Genomic DNA, 17,771 nt, shown 5'->3' on the forward strand with positions numbered 1-17,771 from the left:
TGATCATCGGGTCGATCTGGATCTTGCCGTCCATGTACCAGTCGACGATCCTCGGCACATCGGTGCGGCCGCGCGCGCCGCCAAAAGCGGTGCCCATCCAGGTCCGTCCGGTGACCAATTGGAACGGCCGCGTCGAGATCTCCTGGCCGGCGCCGGCCACGCCGATGACCACCGACTTGCCCCAGCCGCGATGCGAGGCTTCCAGCGCCTGGCGCATCACCTTGGTGCTGCCGGTGCAGTCGAATGTGTAGTCGGCACCGCCGATCTGGTCGGCGCCGCGCTTGGTCATGTTGACGAGGTGCGGCACGACATCGCCGTCGATCTCCTTCGGATTGACGAAATGCGTCATGCCGAACTTCTCGCCCCAAGCCTTCTTGTCGTTGTTGAGGTCGACGCCGATGATCATGTCGGCGCCGGCAAGTTTTAACCCCTGGATGACATTCAAGCCGATGCCGCCGAGGCCAAAGACGACCGCGGTCGCGCCTTGCTCGACCTTGGCGGTGTTGATCACAGCCCCGATGCCGGTGGTGACGCCGCAGCCGATGTAGCAGATCTTGTCGAAGGGGGCGTCGGGATTGACCTTGGCCACCGCGATCTCAGGCAGCACGGTGAAGTTGGAGAAGGTCGAGCAGCCCATATAGTGGAAGATCTTGTCCTTGCCGATCGAGAAACGCGACGAACCATCCGGCATCAGGCCCTGGCCCTGCGTGGCGCGGATGGCCGTGCACAGATTGGTTTTTCGCGACAGGCAGGACGGGCACTGCCGGCATTCGGGCGTGTAGAGCGGGATGACATGGTCGCCCTTCTTGACCGAAGTGACGCCCTTGCCGACATCGACCACCACGCCGGCACCCTCATGGCCGAGGATCGCCGGGAACAGGCCTTCGGGATCGGCGCCGGAAAGCGTGAATTCGTCGGTATGGCAGATGCCGGTCGCCTTGATCTCGACCAGCACCTCGCCCTCGCGCGGGCCGTCGAGGTCGACCTCCATGATCTCCAGCGGCTTTCCGGCAGCGACAGCAACTGCGGCGCGGGTTTTCATCTTTTCTCTCTCCCAAAACTTGTTCTTGCCGAAGCCATGGCTCCGCTCGTGGTGATCGGTCTAAAGCCTGTTCCATCCCGATGGCATCGGGATGGGGCTCTATCTCAGTGTTTGGGCATGATCTTTTCCGAAAACCGGATTCCACTTTTCGGGATCATGCTCTAAGCGGCGACCTTGCCGGGACCAGCCGGGAACACGCCCGACATCACCGTAAACCCCTTGATGCGCTTGACCCGGTCGCACCAGCGCCGGATTGCCGGATAGTCCTGACGCGGAATGCCGCCCTCTTCCGACAGGATGACGTAAGGAAAACAGGCGATGTCGGCGATGGTCGGGCGGCCGGCCGAACAGATCCAGTCGCGGCCTTGCTGTTCGCCGAACCACAGATGCTCGTCGAGGATGCGGAACAGCCGATGCGCGCCGGCGCGCGCCGCATCGATGTCGAAATCGTAGAACAGGCCGTCATGCAGCCGCGCCGCCGATGCCGTTCCGGTGATGCCGTCGGCAAAAGCCAGCCACTGGCTGATCTCACCAAGCAGCGCCGGATTGTCTAGCGGGTACCAGCTGTTTGACGGATCATAATTGGCGGCAAGATAGACAAGAATGGCCTGGGCGTCGCGCAGCACAAGACCGTCATCGTCGAGCACCGGCAGCTGTCCGAGCGGATTGAGCCTCAGGAACCATTCGGATTTGTGCTCGCGGCCGGGGTAGAAGTCGACAGGCACGGTCTTGTAGTCGATGCCGAGGAAACTCATCAGCAGCCGCAATTTGTAACAATTGCCGGAGAGTTCGTAGTCATAAAGCGTGATCATCGGCTGCTCCTAGATGTCCAGCACGAGGCGTGCCGACTTGGCCCGCGAAACGCAGGTCATGATCTTGGTCCCGGCCTGTTTTTCGGCGTCGTTCAAATAGACGTCCTGATGGTCCGGTTCGCCTTCGATCACCGTCGCCACGCAAGTGCCGCAGGCGCCCTGCTCGCAGGACGACGGCACATCGATGCCGTTCTCGCGCATGACCTGCATGATGGTCTTGCCGGCAGGCACCTTGAGCGTGACGCAGGAGCGTGCCAGGGCCACTTCGAAGCTCGAACTGTCATCGATCTCGTTGGTGTTCTTGAAATACTCAAAATGCACGGCAGCGTCCGGCCAACCCTGTTCTGCCGCGGTCTTGCGGGCAGCTTCCAGCATCGGGCCTGGGCCACAGATATAGACGTGCATGCCGTTCCGGTATGCGGAAAGCAGTTCGTGCAGTTTCGCGCCTGTCTGTTCCGGCGTGAGGCCAAGATGCGGCACCAGTGAGCCACCGAGTTGCCGCAGCCGATCGGAAAAGGCGAGATGCTCCTCCCCTTGCGCGAAATAGTGCAATTCGTGCGCCAGATCCTGGTTCTTCAGCGCCTGCGCCATCGCCAGCAACGGCGTGATGCCGATACCGCCGGCGACGAACAGCGTCTTGATCGCGTCGCGGCGCAGCGGGAAATTGTTGCGCGGCTCGGAGATCGCCAGCACATCGCCTTCACGCACCGTCTCGTGCATGCATTTCGAACCGCCCTTCGAATCCCTCTCCAGCTTGACGCCGATGGTAAAGCTGTCGGTTTCGCCAGGACCGTTGGTGATCGAATATTGCCGGACCTCGCCATTGGGCATGTGGACATCGATATGGGCGCCTGGCTGGAAAGTGGGCAAAAGGCCCTTGATCGGGCGAAGCTCGAAGCCGGCTATGCCATCGGCGGCCTGCCATTTCCTTGCCACGGAGACGCGCAGCGCCGCCTTGCGGCCATGCGTCGTCAGTTCCGGCATTTCGGCGAGTTCGGCTGACACTTTTTCGTAAACAGGCTCGATCGGCGCGGGCGCGGCGGCGCTTGCCGCCTCACGTTCCGCCGCATCGCGCAGCTTGCCGAGCCGTTCATTGTGGTGGCGCAAGACGGCGATGCGCGCGGCTCCCTCGATGTCCCGATCGAGCACGCCGCGAATGACCGAACGGTTGGAATCGACGGGTTGAACGAAGAAGACGCCATGCGTCTCCTGGCTGCCGGCACGCGAGCGGAGCGCCACGGCAAAATCCTGCACGGTTTCGACCAGCATCTCGGCGGCGTCGCCCTCGACGGCCCCGCTGGGCTGGAACCGATAGGCTTTCAACCTCTCGACAACCTTGCCGGCAGGCGCATCGACCGGAATGCCGCGCAAGGCAAGCAACTGGCCTTCCAGCAGCCCGGCGACATCGGGCACCTCCCCTTGCGGCTCTTCGGACGACCAGACGAGGCCATAGCGCTCCACCGCCGGAAAGGTGCGGTTGGTGATGGTGCGCGCCGGCGCGTCGGCCGGATGGGCGGGAATATAGGTGCAGCCTGCGGTGCGGTTCGAATAGCGCCAGCCATGATACTGGCATTTCAGCTCGCGGCCGTCATTGATACCGATCGACAGCCTTACACCGCGATGTAGGCAGCGATTCTCCCAGATGTTGACGTAGCCATCATCGGCCCGCCAGACGGCGAATTCCCGACCAAGCAGCTGGCCGTGGAAGACGTGGCGGTAAGGCAAATCATAGGCAGCGGCGATCGGATGCCACCGGCTTCTGGCTTCTTGCAACATTCGTCATCTCCAAAAATAGTGTCAGGCCGCAACCGGGATGACGCCGTAGGTCACGCCCTTCTGGCTAAGCCAACGTCGGTAGGCGATGGCCGACTTGTCGGCCCGGATCGGTGTTTCGGCGCGCGGGTCCAGCGGCAGGCGTTTCGGCACCTGGTTCTCGAGGATCGGTTTGTCCTGCCCGAAGATCGTCTGCTGGAAGCGCTTGATGATCTTGTCTTCATTGTCTTCGTCGAGCACGCAAAGCAGCATGTGGGCGCGCACATGCTCCTGGTCGACAGGCTGCAGGAAGATGGCGATGACATCCCGCCGTGCTTCGTCGACCGGGCTCGATTTGTAGAGCACCGAGCAATAGGGATGTGGCACGCGGTAGACGTAGTCCACATCCGCGCCACCATCCGAAGCTGTGGAAGCCATCGGCTGAAAGAAGCGGCAACGCGTGGCCAGTATCTCGTCGCGGTCGACGGATATCTCGACGTCATATTCCTTGACCTCGGTATGCGGTTCGACGCCGAGGATGTCGGTGTGCACATAGGGAAAGTGGCCCATGTCGAGAAAATTCTCGATGGCGCGCGGCGCCGAGACATTGACGCCAAACGTTGCCGCGTTGAGCTTGCGGCGGTCCGGCTCTTCATATTCAGGGATCGGAAACAGCTCTGCCGGCGGCGAGCCGAGCGAGGTCCAGACATAGCCATAGGCGCTCTTGGCGGGCAGCGTTTCACGGATCGATGCCGGATCGACCCGGGCGCCGGATGGCAGGTCGGGCCTGGATATCCAGACCCCGATGGCGCCGGTCGTGCCAATTGCGAAACTGACCTGCTCGCCGAGCAGAGTCGTTTCCATCACACTGTTTGGCGTCGTCTCGGCAATGGCACCGATCGGATGCCAGAGATTAAGAATGACCGGGTCCGAGCATCTCGTCTGTATCATTTTCATGTCCCTCGAAGGAGCCAGGCCGGCATCGATCCCATCAGGCCTGGGCCGGAATGGCGCCGTAAGTTATTGCCTGATCCCGCAACCAGCGCCGGTAGGAAACAGAGACGGCGTCGGCGCGGATCGGTGTTTCAGCCCTCGGATCCAACGGCAACCGTCGTGGCACCTGGTTTTCCAGGATCGGCTTGTCCTGGGCGAAAATCAGCTGCATGAAGCTGCGCACCGTTGCCGCGTCGATGCCGTCCACAAGGTAGCAAAGGAAGGGATGAGCGACGCAGTTCTCCTCATCGACCGGCTGCACGAACAGGGTGATGACGTCGAGCCGGTCCTTCTTCACAGGATTGCTCTTGTAGAGGGCCACCGTATACGGCCGGATCACCTTATAGATGTAGTCGACGACAAAGCCTTCCTTTGCGGTCGGCGAGGCCAGCGGTTGATAGAATTTGCATTCGGTCGCCAGCACCTCGTCCTTGTCGGTGATCTCGACCCTGTAGGGCACCACTTCGGTGTGTGGCTCGTCACCCAGCAGGCCTGTGTGCACGAAGGGGAAGTGCCCCATGTCGAGAAAATTCTCGACGGCGCGCAGACCCGACACCTTGACCGCGATCGAGCCGCCGCTGACCAGATGCCGGTCCGACTCGTTCGATTCCGGAATGTAAATGATGTCCCGCCAGGGCTTGCCAAGACATGCCCAGACGAAGCCGTAGCGCTCGGCAGAATTGACCTGTTCGCCGGTGTCCTGGCGGACGATCTCCTTGTTGTAGCGTCCCTTGCAGGTGATCGAGAGAGCGACCCCCAAAAGCCGTGTGGTGAACGGAGCACCAGCGGACAGCATCGAGCAATCCGCAACAATATGCCAGTCGTTCAAGAGAACCCCGTCGCTGCAAGGGCTGGTCATCGCAATCGTCCTCCCTGGCCGGCTCTTCACATCGAACCCGGCTTGGTCAGCGCCACCATTGCAAACACAAGATTGGATATCAATCAATGCATTTTTTGTAGCCAATGAATGTTTTTTGGTTGACAGACTGAAAGGATTGCATCCCATATATGGCACACCGCAACCTGGGATATGGGGCGCTGGAATGACGCCGATCATCGGCAGTGACATTGCGAAAGACGCGTGGAAATCAGCGCGGAGCGCCGTCTCGTGAGCAGCCGTTCCCAGTCAATCGCCGACACGCTGACGCGCGCCATCATTGATCATCGTCTCGTCCCCGGCTGCAAGCTCGGTGAACGCGAACTTGCTGAAATATTCGACGTCAGCCGCATCGTGGTCCGCCAGGCTTTGATACGCCTCGCCGATGACGGACTGGCCCAGATCGAGCGCAATCGCGGTGCTTTCGTCGCCAAGCCGAGCATGCAGGAGGCGATGGAAATCTATGACGCCCTGACGCTTGTCGAACAGGGCGTGGCAGCACAGCTCAGCGATCGGCTGGGCCCGGCCGGCTGGGCCGAACTGCGCCACCATGTCGAACGGCAGCGACAGGCCGTGGCCGCCGGCAATGATGCCCTGGCCGACGTGCTCGGCCAGGAGTTCCACACGGTGTTCGTGCGCCTCAGCCGCAACAAGGTGATGCAGGAAATCCATGCGCAACTCGTGCGCCGCACGACGCTGCTGCGCTCGCTCATTACCGCCGATTTCGACTATTGCAATCTGCTCGACGATCACTCGCGGGTCGTTGACCTGCTGGAAAAAGGCCGCTTGAAGCAGGCCATGGATCTCATCGACACACACCACCGCACGGTGGTGCGCGGCTACATCATGGACCGTGAGGTGTTTCCGGAAATGACACCGGCCGAGGCCCTTGCCCCCTATCTCGACGGCACGGCCGATGCGGCGACAACAGCGGTTCCGCTCAGAAGGATGGCGAAGTCGCCCGGGAATGGCGACGCCGCAACGCATCTCGGAGCCGCAGCGCATCTCCATGTTCATCTTCCAAAAACAGATCCGGCATCCACAAGCCGGGCATCAACCAAAAAAACCAACAGAGGGTTACCATCATGAACGACGTAACAAGACGGGATTTCCTGAAATACGGCAGCGCGCTGGGCGCAGCACTTGGCGCAGGAGGCCTAAGCACGATCGCACAAGCGCAGGAGGTGCTGAAAATCGGCGCCGTCTATGTCTCGCCAGTGGCTGAAATCGGCTGGACCAAGCAGCACAGCCTCGGTGTCGAAGCCATCAAGGCCGCATTCGGCGACAAGGTCGAGCTGACCGTCATCGACAACATCTTCATGCCGCAGGACGCCGAGCGCATTTTTCGCGAACTGGCGAGCGCCGGCAACAAGCTGATCTTCGGCACCAGCTTTTCACACGGAACGCCCATGCAGAAAGTGGCGCCACGGTTCCCCAAAGTGGCATTCGAACATTGCTCCGGCATCGTCCACCTTGCCAATCTCGGCACCTTCGAAGCCAAATACTCCGAGGGTACTTTCGTCGCCGGCGCTGCCGGCGGCTACATGTCGAAATCAGGCAAGATCGGCTTCATCGGCGGCTTCCCGATCCCCGACATCGTCGGGCCGGCCAATGCGCTGCTGCTCGGTGCGCAAAGCGTCAACCCGAACGCCACCTGCAACACCATCTTCCTCAACTCCTGGTTTGATCCGGGCAAGGAAAAGGAGGCCGCCAAAACCCTGCTTTCACAAGGCTGCGACGTCATCTGCTCGATGACGGACACGGCCACCGGTGTCCAGGTCGCCGGCGAAGGCGGCGCCTGGTCGATCGGCTATGCCAGCGACATGGCGAAATTCGGTTCCGGCAAGCAATTGACGGCATTCGTGCTCGACTGGACGAGCGACTATGTTGGCGCCGCCAAGGCCGTTGCCGCGGGCACCTGGAAGCCGGAAGTGCGTTGGGACGGACTGGCGGCAGGCGTCGTGAAAATGGCGCCCTACAATGACGGCATTCCGGCCGACACCAAGGCCAAGCTCAAACAGCTCGAGGCCGATATCGGCAGCGGCAAGGTTCATCCCTATGCCGGCGAGCTGAAAGACCAGGACGGCAACGTCAAGGTTGCCGCCGGTTCGGTTCTGGCCGACGACGACATTCGCGGCATGAACTGGTTCGTGAAGGGGATGATCGGCAAGCTGAGCTGATCGTCGCTCAAAAAGCCATCCGGCGCCGAAGCTGGAATGCTTCGGCGTCTGCCAGCTTGCGCCTAGTCCAACCCCGCTTCACGCCACGGCAGGACCCGCCATGCATCCGCGTTTAGAACTGCGCAACATCTGCAAGCGCTATCCAGGCGTCGTCGCCAATGACGACGTTTCATTGTCTATCCAACCCGGCGAAATCCACGCTGTCTTGGGCGAGAATGGCGCAGGCAAATCCACCCTGATGAAGATCATCTACGGCGCGGCGCAGGCCGACTCCGGGGAAATCCATAGCGATGGCAATCCGATCGTCGCTCACAATCCGGCGGTATCCCGCGCTCTCGGCATCGAGATGGTCTACCAGCATTTTGCGCTGTTCGAATCCGTGTCGGTGGTCGAGAATATTGCCTTGTCGACAAGCAGCACGTTCCATCTGCCGACGCTTGCCGAAAAGATCCGCGACCTCTCCATGCGCTACGGCATGCCTATCGATCCGTATCGCCAGGTGCACGACTTGTCGGTTGGCGAGCGCCAGCGTGTGGAGATCGTGCGCTGCCTGCTGCAGGCGCCGAAACTCCTGATCCTCGACGAGCCGACTTCCGTGCTGACGCCGCAGGCAGTGGTCAAGCTGTTCGAGACGCTGCGGCAGCTCGCCGCCGAAGGCTGCAGCATCGTCTATATCAGCCACAAGCTCGACGAAGTGCAGGAGCTCTGCGACACCGCCACCGTGCTGCGCAACGGCAAGGTCACCGGCACCGCCCGCCCGAAGGAGACGACATCGCTGGAGCTTGCCCGCATGATGGTCGGCTCCAAGCTGCCTGAAATGCATGTCAGTCCGCCAAGCCCGAGCGACAAGCCGGTGCTCGCGGTCAACAACCTTTCAGTCTCGGCCCGAGACCATTTCGGCGTCGACCTGAAGGATGTGTCGTTCAATGTGCATGGCGGGGAAATCGTCGGCATTGCCGGCGTTTCCGGAAACGGCCAGGCCGAGCTGATCGCCTTGCTCAGCGGCGAACGTACCCATGACCGCGGCGACGCGATCAGGATTTGCGGCACCGACGCCGCCCGCCTGCGTGCCCACGAACGCCGCAAGCTCGGCGTCGCCTTTGTTCCCGAAGAAAGGCTCGGACGCGGTGCTGTGCCGTCGCACACGCTGTGGGAGAACGCCGTGCTGACCGCGCATCGCTTCGGCACGGTGCGCAACGGACTGGTCGATCGCCGCAAGGCCAAGGCTTTCGCCGCCGGCATCATCGACAGGTTCAAGGTCAAGGCCAATGGAGCGCAGTCGACCGCGCAAAGCCTGTCGGGCGGCAACCTGCAAAAGTTCATCGTCGGACGCGAGATCGCGCTCAAGCCAAAGCTGTTCCTGGTGTCTCAGCCGACCTGGGGTGTCGACGTCGGCGCATCCGCCTTCATCCGGCAGACCATCATCGATCTCAGCCGTGCCGGGGCAGCGGTTCTTGTCGTCTCCGAAGAGCTCGACGAGTTGTTCGAGATCTGTGACCGGCTGCTGGTGATCTGCAAGGGAAAAGTGTCATCGCCACTCATCCGCACGACAACCGACCGCGAGGAGATCGGACTTCTGATGACCGGCCGGACCATGAACGAGCCGACATCGGCAAACGGGAGTGGCGATATTGCACTTCAGGATTGAACAAAGGCCGGAGCCATCCGCGCCGATGCGCATTGCCGCACCGATCCTGGCGACGATACTGACGGTCGTCGTCGGCTCGGTTTTCTTCGCCTATCTCGGACATGACCCGCTCGCCACGCTCCATGCGTTCTTTGTCGAGCCGCTCAGTTCGATGAACGGGCTGTCGGAATGGCTGCTCAAGGCCTCGCCGCTGATCCTGATCGCTTGCGGGCTGGCGGTCGGCTTTCGCGCCAATGTCTGGAACATCGGCGCAGAGGGCCAGTTCACGATGGGTGCGATTGCCGCCAGCGGCGTCGGGCTGTTCTGGCCAAATCCGGAGAGCGTGCTGCTGTTGCCCCTGATGTTCCTGGCCGGCATGGGCGCCGGCATGGCATGGGCGGCCATTCCGGCCTTCCTGCGTGCCCGCATGAACACCAACGAAATCCTCGTCACGCTGATGATGACCTACATCGCCACGCTGTTCCTGTCCTATCTCGTGCATGGGCCGTGGCGCGATCCGGCCGGTTTCAACTACCCGCAGACTGCCCTCCTGCCGGCTGCCGCGATGCTCCAGTCCTTTGATCCGGCATACCGGCTCAATTCCTCGGTCTTCATCACCGTCGTCGCCGTCATCGCGATGTGGCTGTTCACCGACCGCAGCTTCCTCGGCTACAAGATGTCGGTGAGCGGCGCGGCACCACTGGCCGCGCGGTATGCCGGGTTCCGCGAGTCGGCGGCGATCTGGATCGGCCTGCTGGCCGGCGGGGCAGCAGCCGGCATCGCCGGCATGGCGGAAGCTGCCGGACCGCTCGGCCAGCTCTCGCCACAGATATCGCCGGGTTATGGTTTCGCGGCCATCATTGTCGCCTTCATCGGACGGCTGAACGCCTTTGGCATCGTGCTCGGCGGGTTGCTGATGTCGCTGCTTTTCCTTGGCGGAGAAGGCGTGCAGATGACGCTTGGCCTGCCTTCGGCGCTGACGCGGATTTTCCAGGGCATCCTGCTGTTCTTCCTGCTCGCCGCCGACTTCTTCATCTTCTACCGCGTTCGCCTGGTCCGGGAGAAAGCCTGATGGATCTGTTCATTGCCATCTTCACCGGCACCGTCATTGCCGCGACGCCCCTGATCTTCGCCGCCCTCGGCGAACTCGTGGTCGAAAAGTCAGGCGTTCTCAATCTCGGCATCGAAGGCATGATGCTGATGGGGGCAGCACTTGCGTTCTGGGCTGTCACCGCGGGCTTTTCCATGCCTGTCGCGATCATGGCCGGCGCGCTGGCCGGTGCTGCCGCATCGCTGCTGTTCGGCGTTCTGGCGCTGACCTTCCTGACCAATCAATACGCCGCCGGTCTGGCGTTGGCGATCTTCGGGTCAGGTGTTTCGGCCTTTCTCGGACGCGGTTTTGGCAGTTCCCCGATCGAAGCGCTGCACGGCGTCGACATCCCCTATCTGTCGGATATACCTTTCCTGGGGTCGATGCTGTTCCGCTTCGACCCGATGGTCTACCTGGCCTTGCTGATGTTCGCCGCGATCAGCTGGTTTCTCTACCGGACCAAGGCGGGGCTTATCTTGCGCACGATCGGCGAGTCACCGCAGACGTCGCATGCGATCGGCTATCCGGTGATCAAGATCCGCTACATGGCCGTCCTGTTCGGCGGACTGATGGCCGGACTGGCGGGCGCCTATTTGTCGGTCGCCTACACACCGCTGTGGGTCGAGAACATGACCGCCGGCAAGGGTTGGATCGCGCTGGCGCTGGTGGTTTTCGCCACATGGCGGCCGCTGCGCATTCTGCTTGGCGCCTGGCTGTTCGGCGGCATGACGATCCTGCAGCTGCAAGGACAGGCGCTCGGGCTGGAAGTGCCGTCGGAACTGCTGTCGGCCCTGCCCTATCTGGCCACCATCATCGTGCTGGTCCTCATTTCGCGAAACCGCCAGATGCTCGCGCTGCATTTCCCGGCCTCGCTTGCAAAGCCCTTCCGCCCGGCGAGCTGAACCAGGAACTATTCTCTGTTGTAGGGTATGCCGAGCGCCACCGGCTGATGCGTGCGCGATCGCAACCCGGCCAGCAGCACCAGGGATGCCACATAGGGTAGCACGAGGAATATCTGATGGGGAGGGGTATCCCCACGACCATGTAGGCAACCACCGCACCGATCAGCATGGTGCCCTCGACAGCGATGTTCCAAATGCCCGCGCTGCGTGACGAGTTCGCCCATCGCCGAAAACAGCAGCGGTGTCGCAATGCGGACCATCGCTGCCAGCAGGCTGATCAGCAGCGGTCCCTGCAGCAGCTCAAGCATGGACTTCCCTCCTCACGATCTGAAGGCGCGTCGCGACCGCGGCACTGAGAAAGAACAGCAGCACCAGCCCTTCCATCGCCGACACCAGACCAGCAGGCGTGCCGCTCTTCAGCCGCATATAGATGGTGCCGCTTTCCAGAGCGCCGAAGAAGCCATTGTCGACCAGCCAGGCGCCGTTGCCGCCAGCGTTGCGATAGGTCGAGGCGCTGCGCATTCGACAGCCCGGCCAAAAATAAGGCGATCCGCCTGCCGCGAGATGTCATGACAGCGGAAGTCAACAAGGTGCCGCCACGTCGATAACAGCCTTGATCAGACCGGACTTCTGCTGCGCCCAGATGTCACGGGGGCTGTCACGCAGGGTCGTGCGGTGGGTGACGAGTTGATCAATTGGTATTTTTCCCGCACAGATCGAGGCAATAACGTGCTGGAAATCGCCATGCGTCGCATTGCGACTGCCGATCAGCATCATTTCCCGCTTGTGAAACTCCGGATCGGAGAAGCTTATGTTGTCCTGCACGACGCTGACCATCACCATGACGCCGCCATGGGCGACATAGGCAAAGGCGGACTGCATCGAACGGCTGTTTCCCGTTGCGTCGAAGACGACATCGAAACCTGTTTTGGCGGTTCCTCCGCTATCGTTTCGACGATCGATCCCTTCGAGCCGTCGATCACCAGGAAGCCCAATTGCGTGGCGGCAAAGGCCAGCCGCTCCGCGTCGATGTCCATGATGGTCACGTTGTGGCGCGCTATGTGTGGGAGCCGACGCATCTCCTCAGAAATGCGTCGGCGCCAAAAGCCTACGTGTGGCGGATTTCCGTTCCCAGCACCTTCAAACATTCGCGGATGAACGCAGCAAGTGCCGTCCATCCCTTGGCCGAAACCATCGTCCCATCCACATAGGCATCGGTGGGAGACAGATCGATGTAAGTGCCGCCGGCAAGGGTCACCTCCGGCTCGCAAGCCGCGAGTGCTGCTACCTTCTTGCCGCGAACGACGCCGTCGACCGCGATCAAAATCTGGACGCCATGGCAGATCGTGAAGATCGGCTTCTTGGCGTCGTGGAAATGGCGCACGATCGCCTGCACGCGCTTGTCGGTGCGGATATACTCAGGGCCACGGCCGCCCGCGCAATAGACTGCGTGGTATTGGTCGAGCTGCTTCTCAGCGTCGGAAAACGTCTTGTTGATCAGCGCGTAGTGGCCGAGCTTTTCGGTATAGGTTTGGTCGCCCTCGAAGTCATGCAGCGAAGTCTTGATCAGGTCCCCAGCGTTCTTGTCTGGGCAGACCACATGGATAGTGTGACCGACGGCTTCCATCGCTTGCTGGTAGACGAAGATCTCGTATTCTTCGGTGAACTCACCGGTCAACATCAGTATCTTTTTGCCTGGCATGGCTCTTCCTCTCAGTGTTTTGGGCCAGGCAAGGCGCAGATCGCGCCCTGCCCTGCTGTGAAGTCGGATCGGCTCAGAATGGTGTCGACTTGCCCGCCCCGTTCTCGCCGATGATGGCGTGGACCTCACCGGGCAGGACGTCGAGCACTATGTCCGACAGCACCGTCACCGGGCCGTATTGTTTCGATAGGTGCTCGGCGCGCAGAACTGGTTCGACGGTGCCCGGCGCGTCACCAGAGGGCAGCGTGCTTCCTCCCTCTCCAGCGATATTGGCGGCAATGGACATCGGTTCCGGCCTCAATCGAATGCCGGAAGCAAGCGATCGCGCGAATGCTCGATGTGGACGCGCATCGCCTTTTGGGCGGCGTCGGGATCGGCCGAGCCGAACGCGGCGAGGATCGCCTCGTGTTCGTCGAGCGCCTCCTCGGTCACGCGGGCATGGTACATCAAGCGGAAGATATGGAAGTGGATGTGCTGGTGACTCAACGTCTCGCGAATGAGTTCGTTTTCGGAAAACTCCATGATCTTGTCGTGGAAGATCGCGTCCTGCCGGGCGAAATTCGAATAGCGGAGGCGATCGTCCTTGCCTTCGCGCCGTGACATCACGCCGGCCGCTTCCAGCAAAGTGTTGAGCTTCGCTTCGTCCATGGCAGCGGCAGCTTTCGCCGCGGCATGCGGCTCAAGCAGAAGGCGCATCTCATACAATTCGTCGAAACGGCGCCGGGTAATCTGGGGTGCCGCGCGGTAACCAATGAGATGCGTCTTGAGTACCAGGCCTTCGCCTTCGAGGCGGCCGAGCGCCTCGCGTATCGGCGTGTGCGAGACGTTGAATTCCTTGACCAGGCTATCGACGGTAATGCGGGAACCTGGCGCGATCTTCAGCGCCATCAGCTGCGCGAAGATCGCTTCGTAGACATCCTCGACCAGGCTGTTGGAGCGCTGGATGCGACCGCCGGCGGCGGTCGTTTCGGTCGTTTCGGTTAAGTCGGCGGTCTGCATCTTTTTGCCTCTTGACAGTGAGGACTGCTAACACGATGCTCCGGTAGATGCAATCCTATATCATATACGATTTTAAAGCGGATATAATTTTAAGCCGTCACATGGCGCCAGGCGCCTTTGCGGACAGATGGTGGATCCGTCGCGATAGCCTTTGCAGTTGAGCCGCCGTCAAAGGACAAAAGATCATCATGAGCCTCTTCGCCGCCCTCCGGCTTCCGCGTGAAATCCTTTTCGGCAAAGGCCAGCGTCATGTGCTGCAGACAGTCGCCAGCAGGTTCGGCCGGCGCGCGCTGGTCTGTACCGACGAGCGTTTCGCCGGCACCGCGGTGTTCGCGGAGATCGTCAAATCGCTCCAGGCTGCCTCGATCGAGGTGCTGGTGCATGACCGCGTCCTTCCCGACGTGCCGCGTGACACAGTCAGCATCTGCGTCGACGAGGCGAAGGGGTTCCGGCCCGAGATGGTGATCGGCATCGGCGGCGGCAGCTGCCTCGATTTCGCCAAATGCGCCGCCTTGCTGCTCAGTCACGGCGGCAACCTCCAGGACTATTACGGTGAGTTCCAGGTTCCTGGCCCGACGCTGCCGCTGATCGCTGTGCCCACCACCGCGGGCACCGGCTCCGAAGTGACTCCGGTCGCGGTGATCTCCGATCCTGACCGGACGCTCAAGGTCGGCATATCGAGCCCGCATCTGATCGCTGCGGTTGCCTTGTGCGACCCCGAACTGACGATGACCTGTCCACCAGGGCTGACCGCGATCGCCGGCGCCGATGCATTGACACACGCAATCGAGGCTTTCACCGCCATGCGGCGCGACGCGGACCCCGACATGCCGCAAAAACACGTGTTCATAGGCAAGACCGCGCTGACCGATCATTTCGCGCTGCTGGCCATAAAGCTGCTGGGGCGCAGTCTGCAGAGAGCCTGCACGGACGGCACTGACGCCGATGCGCGCGCCGATGTGATGATGGGCGCGTTGGCGGCAGGGTGTGCATTCGGTACCGCGGGTACGGCGGCGGCGCATGCCGTGCAGTATCCGGCCGGCGCGCTTACGCACACCGCGCACGGGTTGGGTGTGGCAACCATGATGCCCTACGTTATGACCTATAACAGGCGTGTGGCTGCCACTGAAATGGCCGAGATCGGTGGAGCGCTTGGCCTTGAGGCCAAGGGGCGAAGCGCTGAGGAGATGGCGGACGCCACCATCGAGCAAATCCGGCAGCTGTTCACGGCGATCGGCATCACGCCAACACTGGCCGATCTCGGCCTTCCCGCCGACAAGCTCGACTGGACCGCCGAGCAGGCGCTCGGCATCGACCGCCTGATCAAGAACAACCCGCGCCCCTTCGATCTCTCCGCCATGCGACGCCTTGTCCAGGCAGCTCATGACGGCGACCTCGCCGCCTGCGCTATGTAACAACGGAACAAGACTATGAATTCGAATGCTCATCAGCTCGATCAGGACGGCTACGACGTGCGCGGCTTTTCGCATGGGCTTTACATCGACGGGAGATGGCGGCCGTCCTCCGATGGCCGGCTCATCGATGTCGTCGACCCCTCCTCCGGGGCGAAGATCGCGGCGGTTCCCGATGCGACGATCGAGGATGCCACTGCTGCCGTCCAGGCCGCGGCCAAGGCGTCCAAAGGATGGCGGGAGACGCCACCACGCAAGCGTTCGGAAATCCTCAGGCGCTGTTTCGAACTCATGGTCGAACGCTCTGACACACTGGCCATGCTGATCTCGCTGGAGAACGGCAAGGCCCTGCGCGACGCGCGCGGCGAGGTGGCGTACGCCGCAGAATTTTTCCGCTGGAACGCGGAAGAAGCGGTTCGTATCACCGGTGAGTTCGGGACCGCGCCGGCAGGCACCAACCGCATCGTGGTCGACTATGAGCCGATCGGCATCTGCGTACTCATCACGCCGTGGAATTTTCCGGCCGCGATGGCGACACGAAAGATCGCGCCGGCGCTGGCGGCGGGCTGTACGGTCATTCTGAAGCCCGCCAGCGAAACGCCGCTGACGGCCTATGCGCTCGCCGCGCTGTACAGCGAAGCCGGCGTGCCGGCCGGCGTCGTCAATGTGCTCACCACGACCAGCCCCGGTCCACTGACATCGGCCATGCTGGCCGATCCGCGCGTCAGGAAGCTTTCGTTCACCGGCTCGACCGGTGTTGGCCGAACCTTGCTCGGCGAGGCCGCCAAGCATGTGATCTCCTGTTCAATGGAACTCGGCGGCAATGCACCTTTCATTGTCTTCGACGATGCTGATCTCGATGCCGCGCTCGACGGCGCCATGATCGCAAAGATGCGCAATGCCGGCGAGGCGTGCACTGCCGCCAACCGCCTCTATGTGCAGTCGGGCATCCATGACGCGTTCGCCGACGGCCTTTCCAAACGCATGGCGGCGCTCAAGGTGGGAGCGGGCACAAATGCCGATACCGAATGCGGACCGATGATCACGAAAAAGGCGGTCGACAAGATCGACCGCCTGGTCAAGGACGCGGTGGGTCGGGGAGCCAAGGTGCTTTGCGGCGGCTCGATTTCAGAAGGGGAAGGCTTTTTCTATCCTCCGACGGTGCTGTCGGAGGTATCGTTGGAAGCTGACATGGCGCGTGAGGAGATCTTCGGGCCGGTAGCTCCGATCACCAGGTTCGAGACCGAGGAGGAGGCTGTGGCGCATGCCAATGACACGGAATATGGCCTTGCCGCGTACATTTATACGCGCGACGTGGGGCGTGGCATGCGGATAGCGTCGGGAATCGAGGCCGGCATGATAGGCCTCAACCGGGGACTGATGTCTGATCCAGCGGCGCCCTTCGGCGGCGTCAAGCAAAGCGGCCTTGGCCGCGAGGGCGGCCAGCACCACGGCATCGCTGAATTCATGGAGGCGAAATATATTGCCGTTACCTTCTGATCGGGCATCCATGCAGAAAGACGCCTTCCGCACCCGCGACCACGTCGCCGACTTCGATGACATCGTGACCAACATCGTCGCCCGCAGCGCAGCGACGCGCGCAACACTGCCCATGGTGGCTAATGTCGCCTATGGCAACGGCACAGCCGAGAGGCTCGACCTGTTCTTTCCGCCGGGAGAGCGCAAGAATCTTCCGGTTCATATGTTCATCCACGGCGGCTATTGGCGCATGTTTTCAAGGAGCGACTATTCCTATGTGGCGAACACAATCACCAAAGCCGGTGCGATCGCGGTCATCGTCGATTATGCGCTGATGCCCGAGTTCAGGATGGCGACAATCGTCGAGCAGGTCCAGCGTGCCAAACAATGGGTGCTGGACAATATCGTCGACCATGGCGGCGACCCAGGCCGGCTAAGCGTAAGCGGTCATTCGGCGGGCGCGCACCTGGCCACGTTCCTGTTCGAAAAGACGCCAATGCCATCATGCATCCGTGAAGCTCTGCTGTTGGGTGGTCTTTACGACCTGAAGCCCCTTCAGACATGCTTCCTCGAGCCACTAATCGGGATCACCGATGAGGAGACGGCTGCCTTCACCCCAATGATGCGGCGGCACGACCCAAAGACGGCGGTGACTATTCTCGTCGGAGAAGAAGAAACGCCGCCTTTTCACCAGCAAGCGGCCGATTTCAGCCTGCGATTGCGACAGCAGGGTTTGGCAGTTCACGACCTGTGCCTAAAACACCGAAACCATATGAACAGTGTACGGGACCTCGGCGTCGCCGGCACGCAGGGCGGCGATTGCCTGATGGAGATGATAGGACGTACGCGCGGCTAGCGTGAGAGGGCCACTGGCACAGCGCTACCTGAACATCGCACTCGGGGT

Annotated in this window: 17 protein-coding genes and 2 pseudogenes; 8 read left to right on the forward strand and 11 right to left on the reverse strand. The window is 61.7% G+C overall.

Annotated features, from left to right (window positions below; all coding sequences use genetic code 11):
• From NKJ06_RS23585 to NKJ06_RS23605, 5 genes are all read right to left on the reverse strand, one after another.
• Positions 1–1,042 (reverse strand): zinc-binding dehydrogenase (locus NKJ06_RS23585; RefSeq protein WP_352810794.1); only part of this gene is annotated, 1,042 nt, incomplete at its 3' end.
• Positions 1,043–1,203: 161 nt separating this feature from the next.
• Entirely contained in the window at positions 1,204–1,854 is a 651-nt protein-coding gene (locus tag NKJ06_RS23590; RefSeq protein WP_352629582.1) for a glutathione S-transferase family protein, read from the reverse strand.
• A 9-nt stretch (positions 1,855–1,863) separates the two neighbouring features.
• Positions 1,864–3,630: a 2Fe-2S iron-sulfur cluster-binding protein gene (locus tag NKJ06_RS23595; protein ID WP_352629583.1), complete on the reverse strand. Its 1,767-nt coding sequence runs from the start codon at positions 3,628–3,630 to the stop codon at positions 1,864–1,866.
• A gap of 21 nt (positions 3,631–3,651) precedes the next feature.
• Positions 3,652–4,557, reverse strand: a complete 906-nt coding sequence (locus NKJ06_RS23600) for an aromatic ring-hydroxylating dioxygenase subunit alpha (protein ID WP_352629585.1) — start codon at positions 4,555–4,557, stop codon at positions 3,652–3,654.
• A 40-nt stretch (positions 4,558–4,597) separates the two neighbouring features.
• Positions 4,598–5,458 carry an aromatic ring-hydroxylating dioxygenase subunit alpha gene (locus NKJ06_RS23605; protein ID WP_352629670.1) on the reverse strand — a complete coding sequence of 287 codons (861 nt, stop codon included), beginning with the start codon at positions 5,456–5,458 and terminating at the stop codon, positions 4,598–4,600.
• 249 nt (positions 5,459–5,707) lie between these two features.
• Here NKJ06_RS23605 and NKJ06_RS23610 point away from each other — a divergent pair, with 249 nt between their 5' ends.
• The 5 genes from NKJ06_RS23610 (at position 5,708) to NKJ06_RS23630 (ending at position 11,275) form a co-directional block, all read left to right on the forward strand.
• Positions 5,708–6,565 (forward strand): GntR family transcriptional regulator, encoded by an 858-nt coding sequence (locus NKJ06_RS23610; protein ID WP_352629587.1) that lies wholly within the window; start codon positions 5,708–5,710, stop codon positions 6,563–6,565.
• Positions 6,562–7,656 carry a BMP family ABC transporter substrate-binding protein gene (locus tag NKJ06_RS23615; RefSeq protein ID WP_352810797.1) on the forward strand — a complete coding sequence of 365 codons (1,095 nt, stop codon included), beginning with the start codon at positions 6,562–6,564 and terminating at the stop codon, positions 7,654–7,656. Before NKJ06_RS23610 ends, NKJ06_RS23615 begins: the two co-directional genes overlap by 4 nt.
• A gap of 100 nt (positions 7,657–7,756) precedes the next feature.
• A complete protein-coding gene (locus tag NKJ06_RS23620; protein ID WP_352629591.1) occupies positions 7,757–9,304 on the forward strand; it encodes an ABC transporter ATP-binding protein in 1,548 nt (515 codons plus the stop codon).
• Positions 9,288–10,355 carry an ABC transporter permease gene (locus tag NKJ06_RS23625; RefSeq protein ID WP_352629593.1) on the forward strand — a complete coding sequence of 356 codons (1,068 nt, stop codon included), beginning with the start codon at positions 9,288–9,290 and terminating at the stop codon, positions 10,353–10,355. Before NKJ06_RS23620 ends, NKJ06_RS23625 begins: the two co-directional genes overlap by 17 nt.
• Positions 10,355–11,275, forward strand: coding sequence for an ABC transporter permease (locus NKJ06_RS23630; RefSeq protein WP_352629595.1), 921 nt, complete (start codon positions 10,355–10,357; stop codon positions 11,273–11,275). Before NKJ06_RS23625 ends, NKJ06_RS23630 begins: the two co-directional genes overlap by 1 nt.
• 8 nt (positions 11,276–11,283) lie before the next feature.
• Here NKJ06_RS23630 and NKJ06_RS23635 read toward each other — a convergent pair whose 3' ends face one another.
• From NKJ06_RS23635 to NKJ06_RS23660, 6 genes and pseudogenes are all read right to left on the reverse strand, one after another.
• A complete protein-coding gene (locus NKJ06_RS23635; RefSeq protein WP_352629597.1) occupies positions 11,284–11,583 on the reverse strand; it encodes a hypothetical protein in 300 nt (99 codons plus the stop codon).
• Entirely contained in the window at positions 11,576–11,797 is a 222-nt protein-coding gene (locus tag NKJ06_RS23640; RefSeq protein WP_352629599.1) for a hypothetical protein, read from the reverse strand. Before NKJ06_RS23640 ends, NKJ06_RS23635 begins: the two co-directional genes overlap by 8 nt.
• A gap of 60 nt (positions 11,798–11,857) precedes the next feature.
• Positions 11,858–12,336 (reverse strand): annotated as a pseudogene (locus tag NKJ06_RS23645) (zinc-binding dehydrogenase); the annotation flags it as partial.
• 47 nt (positions 12,337–12,383) lie between these two features.
• A complete protein-coding gene (locus tag NKJ06_RS23650) occupies positions 12,384–12,977 on the reverse strand; it encodes a DJ-1/PfpI family protein (RefSeq protein WP_352629601.1) in 594 nt (197 codons plus the stop codon).
• A gap of 82 nt (positions 12,978–13,059) precedes the next feature.
• Positions 13,060–13,263 (reverse strand): annotated as a pseudogene (locus tag NKJ06_RS23655) (ATP-binding cassette domain-containing protein); the annotation flags it as partial.
• A gap of 11 nt (positions 13,264–13,274) precedes the next feature.
• Positions 13,275–13,976: a GntR family transcriptional regulator gene (locus NKJ06_RS23660; protein WP_352629603.1), complete on the reverse strand. Its 702-nt coding sequence runs from the start codon at positions 13,974–13,976 to the stop codon at positions 13,275–13,277.
• A gap of 188 nt (positions 13,977–14,164) precedes the next feature.
• Between NKJ06_RS23660 and NKJ06_RS23665 the strand changes: the two genes are divergently transcribed.
• Genes NKJ06_RS23665 through NKJ06_RS23675 form a run of 3 tightly spaced genes read left to right on the forward strand, consistent with a single transcriptional unit; the run spans position 14,165 to position 17,723 of the window.
• Positions 14,165–15,391: an iron-containing alcohol dehydrogenase gene (locus NKJ06_RS23665; protein WP_352629606.1), complete on the forward strand. Its 1,227-nt coding sequence runs from the start codon at positions 14,165–14,167 to the stop codon at positions 15,389–15,391.
• A gap of 15 nt (positions 15,392–15,406) precedes the next feature.
• Positions 15,407–16,888, forward strand: coding sequence for an NAD-dependent succinate-semialdehyde dehydrogenase (locus NKJ06_RS23670; protein WP_352810802.1), 1,482 nt, complete (start codon positions 15,407–15,409; stop codon positions 16,886–16,888).
• 10 nt (positions 16,889–16,898) lie between these two features.
• Positions 16,899–17,723 (forward strand): alpha/beta hydrolase, encoded by an 825-nt coding sequence (locus NKJ06_RS23675; protein ID WP_352629610.1) that lies wholly within the window; start codon positions 16,899–16,901, stop codon positions 17,721–17,723.
• Positions 17,724–17,771: the final 48 nt, after the last annotated feature.

Origin of the sequence: Mesorhizobium sp. M0293 (genome assembly GCF_040321735.1) — a bacterium.
Lineage (GTDB): Bacteria > Pseudomonadota > Alphaproteobacteria > Rhizobiales > Rhizobiaceae > Mesorhizobium.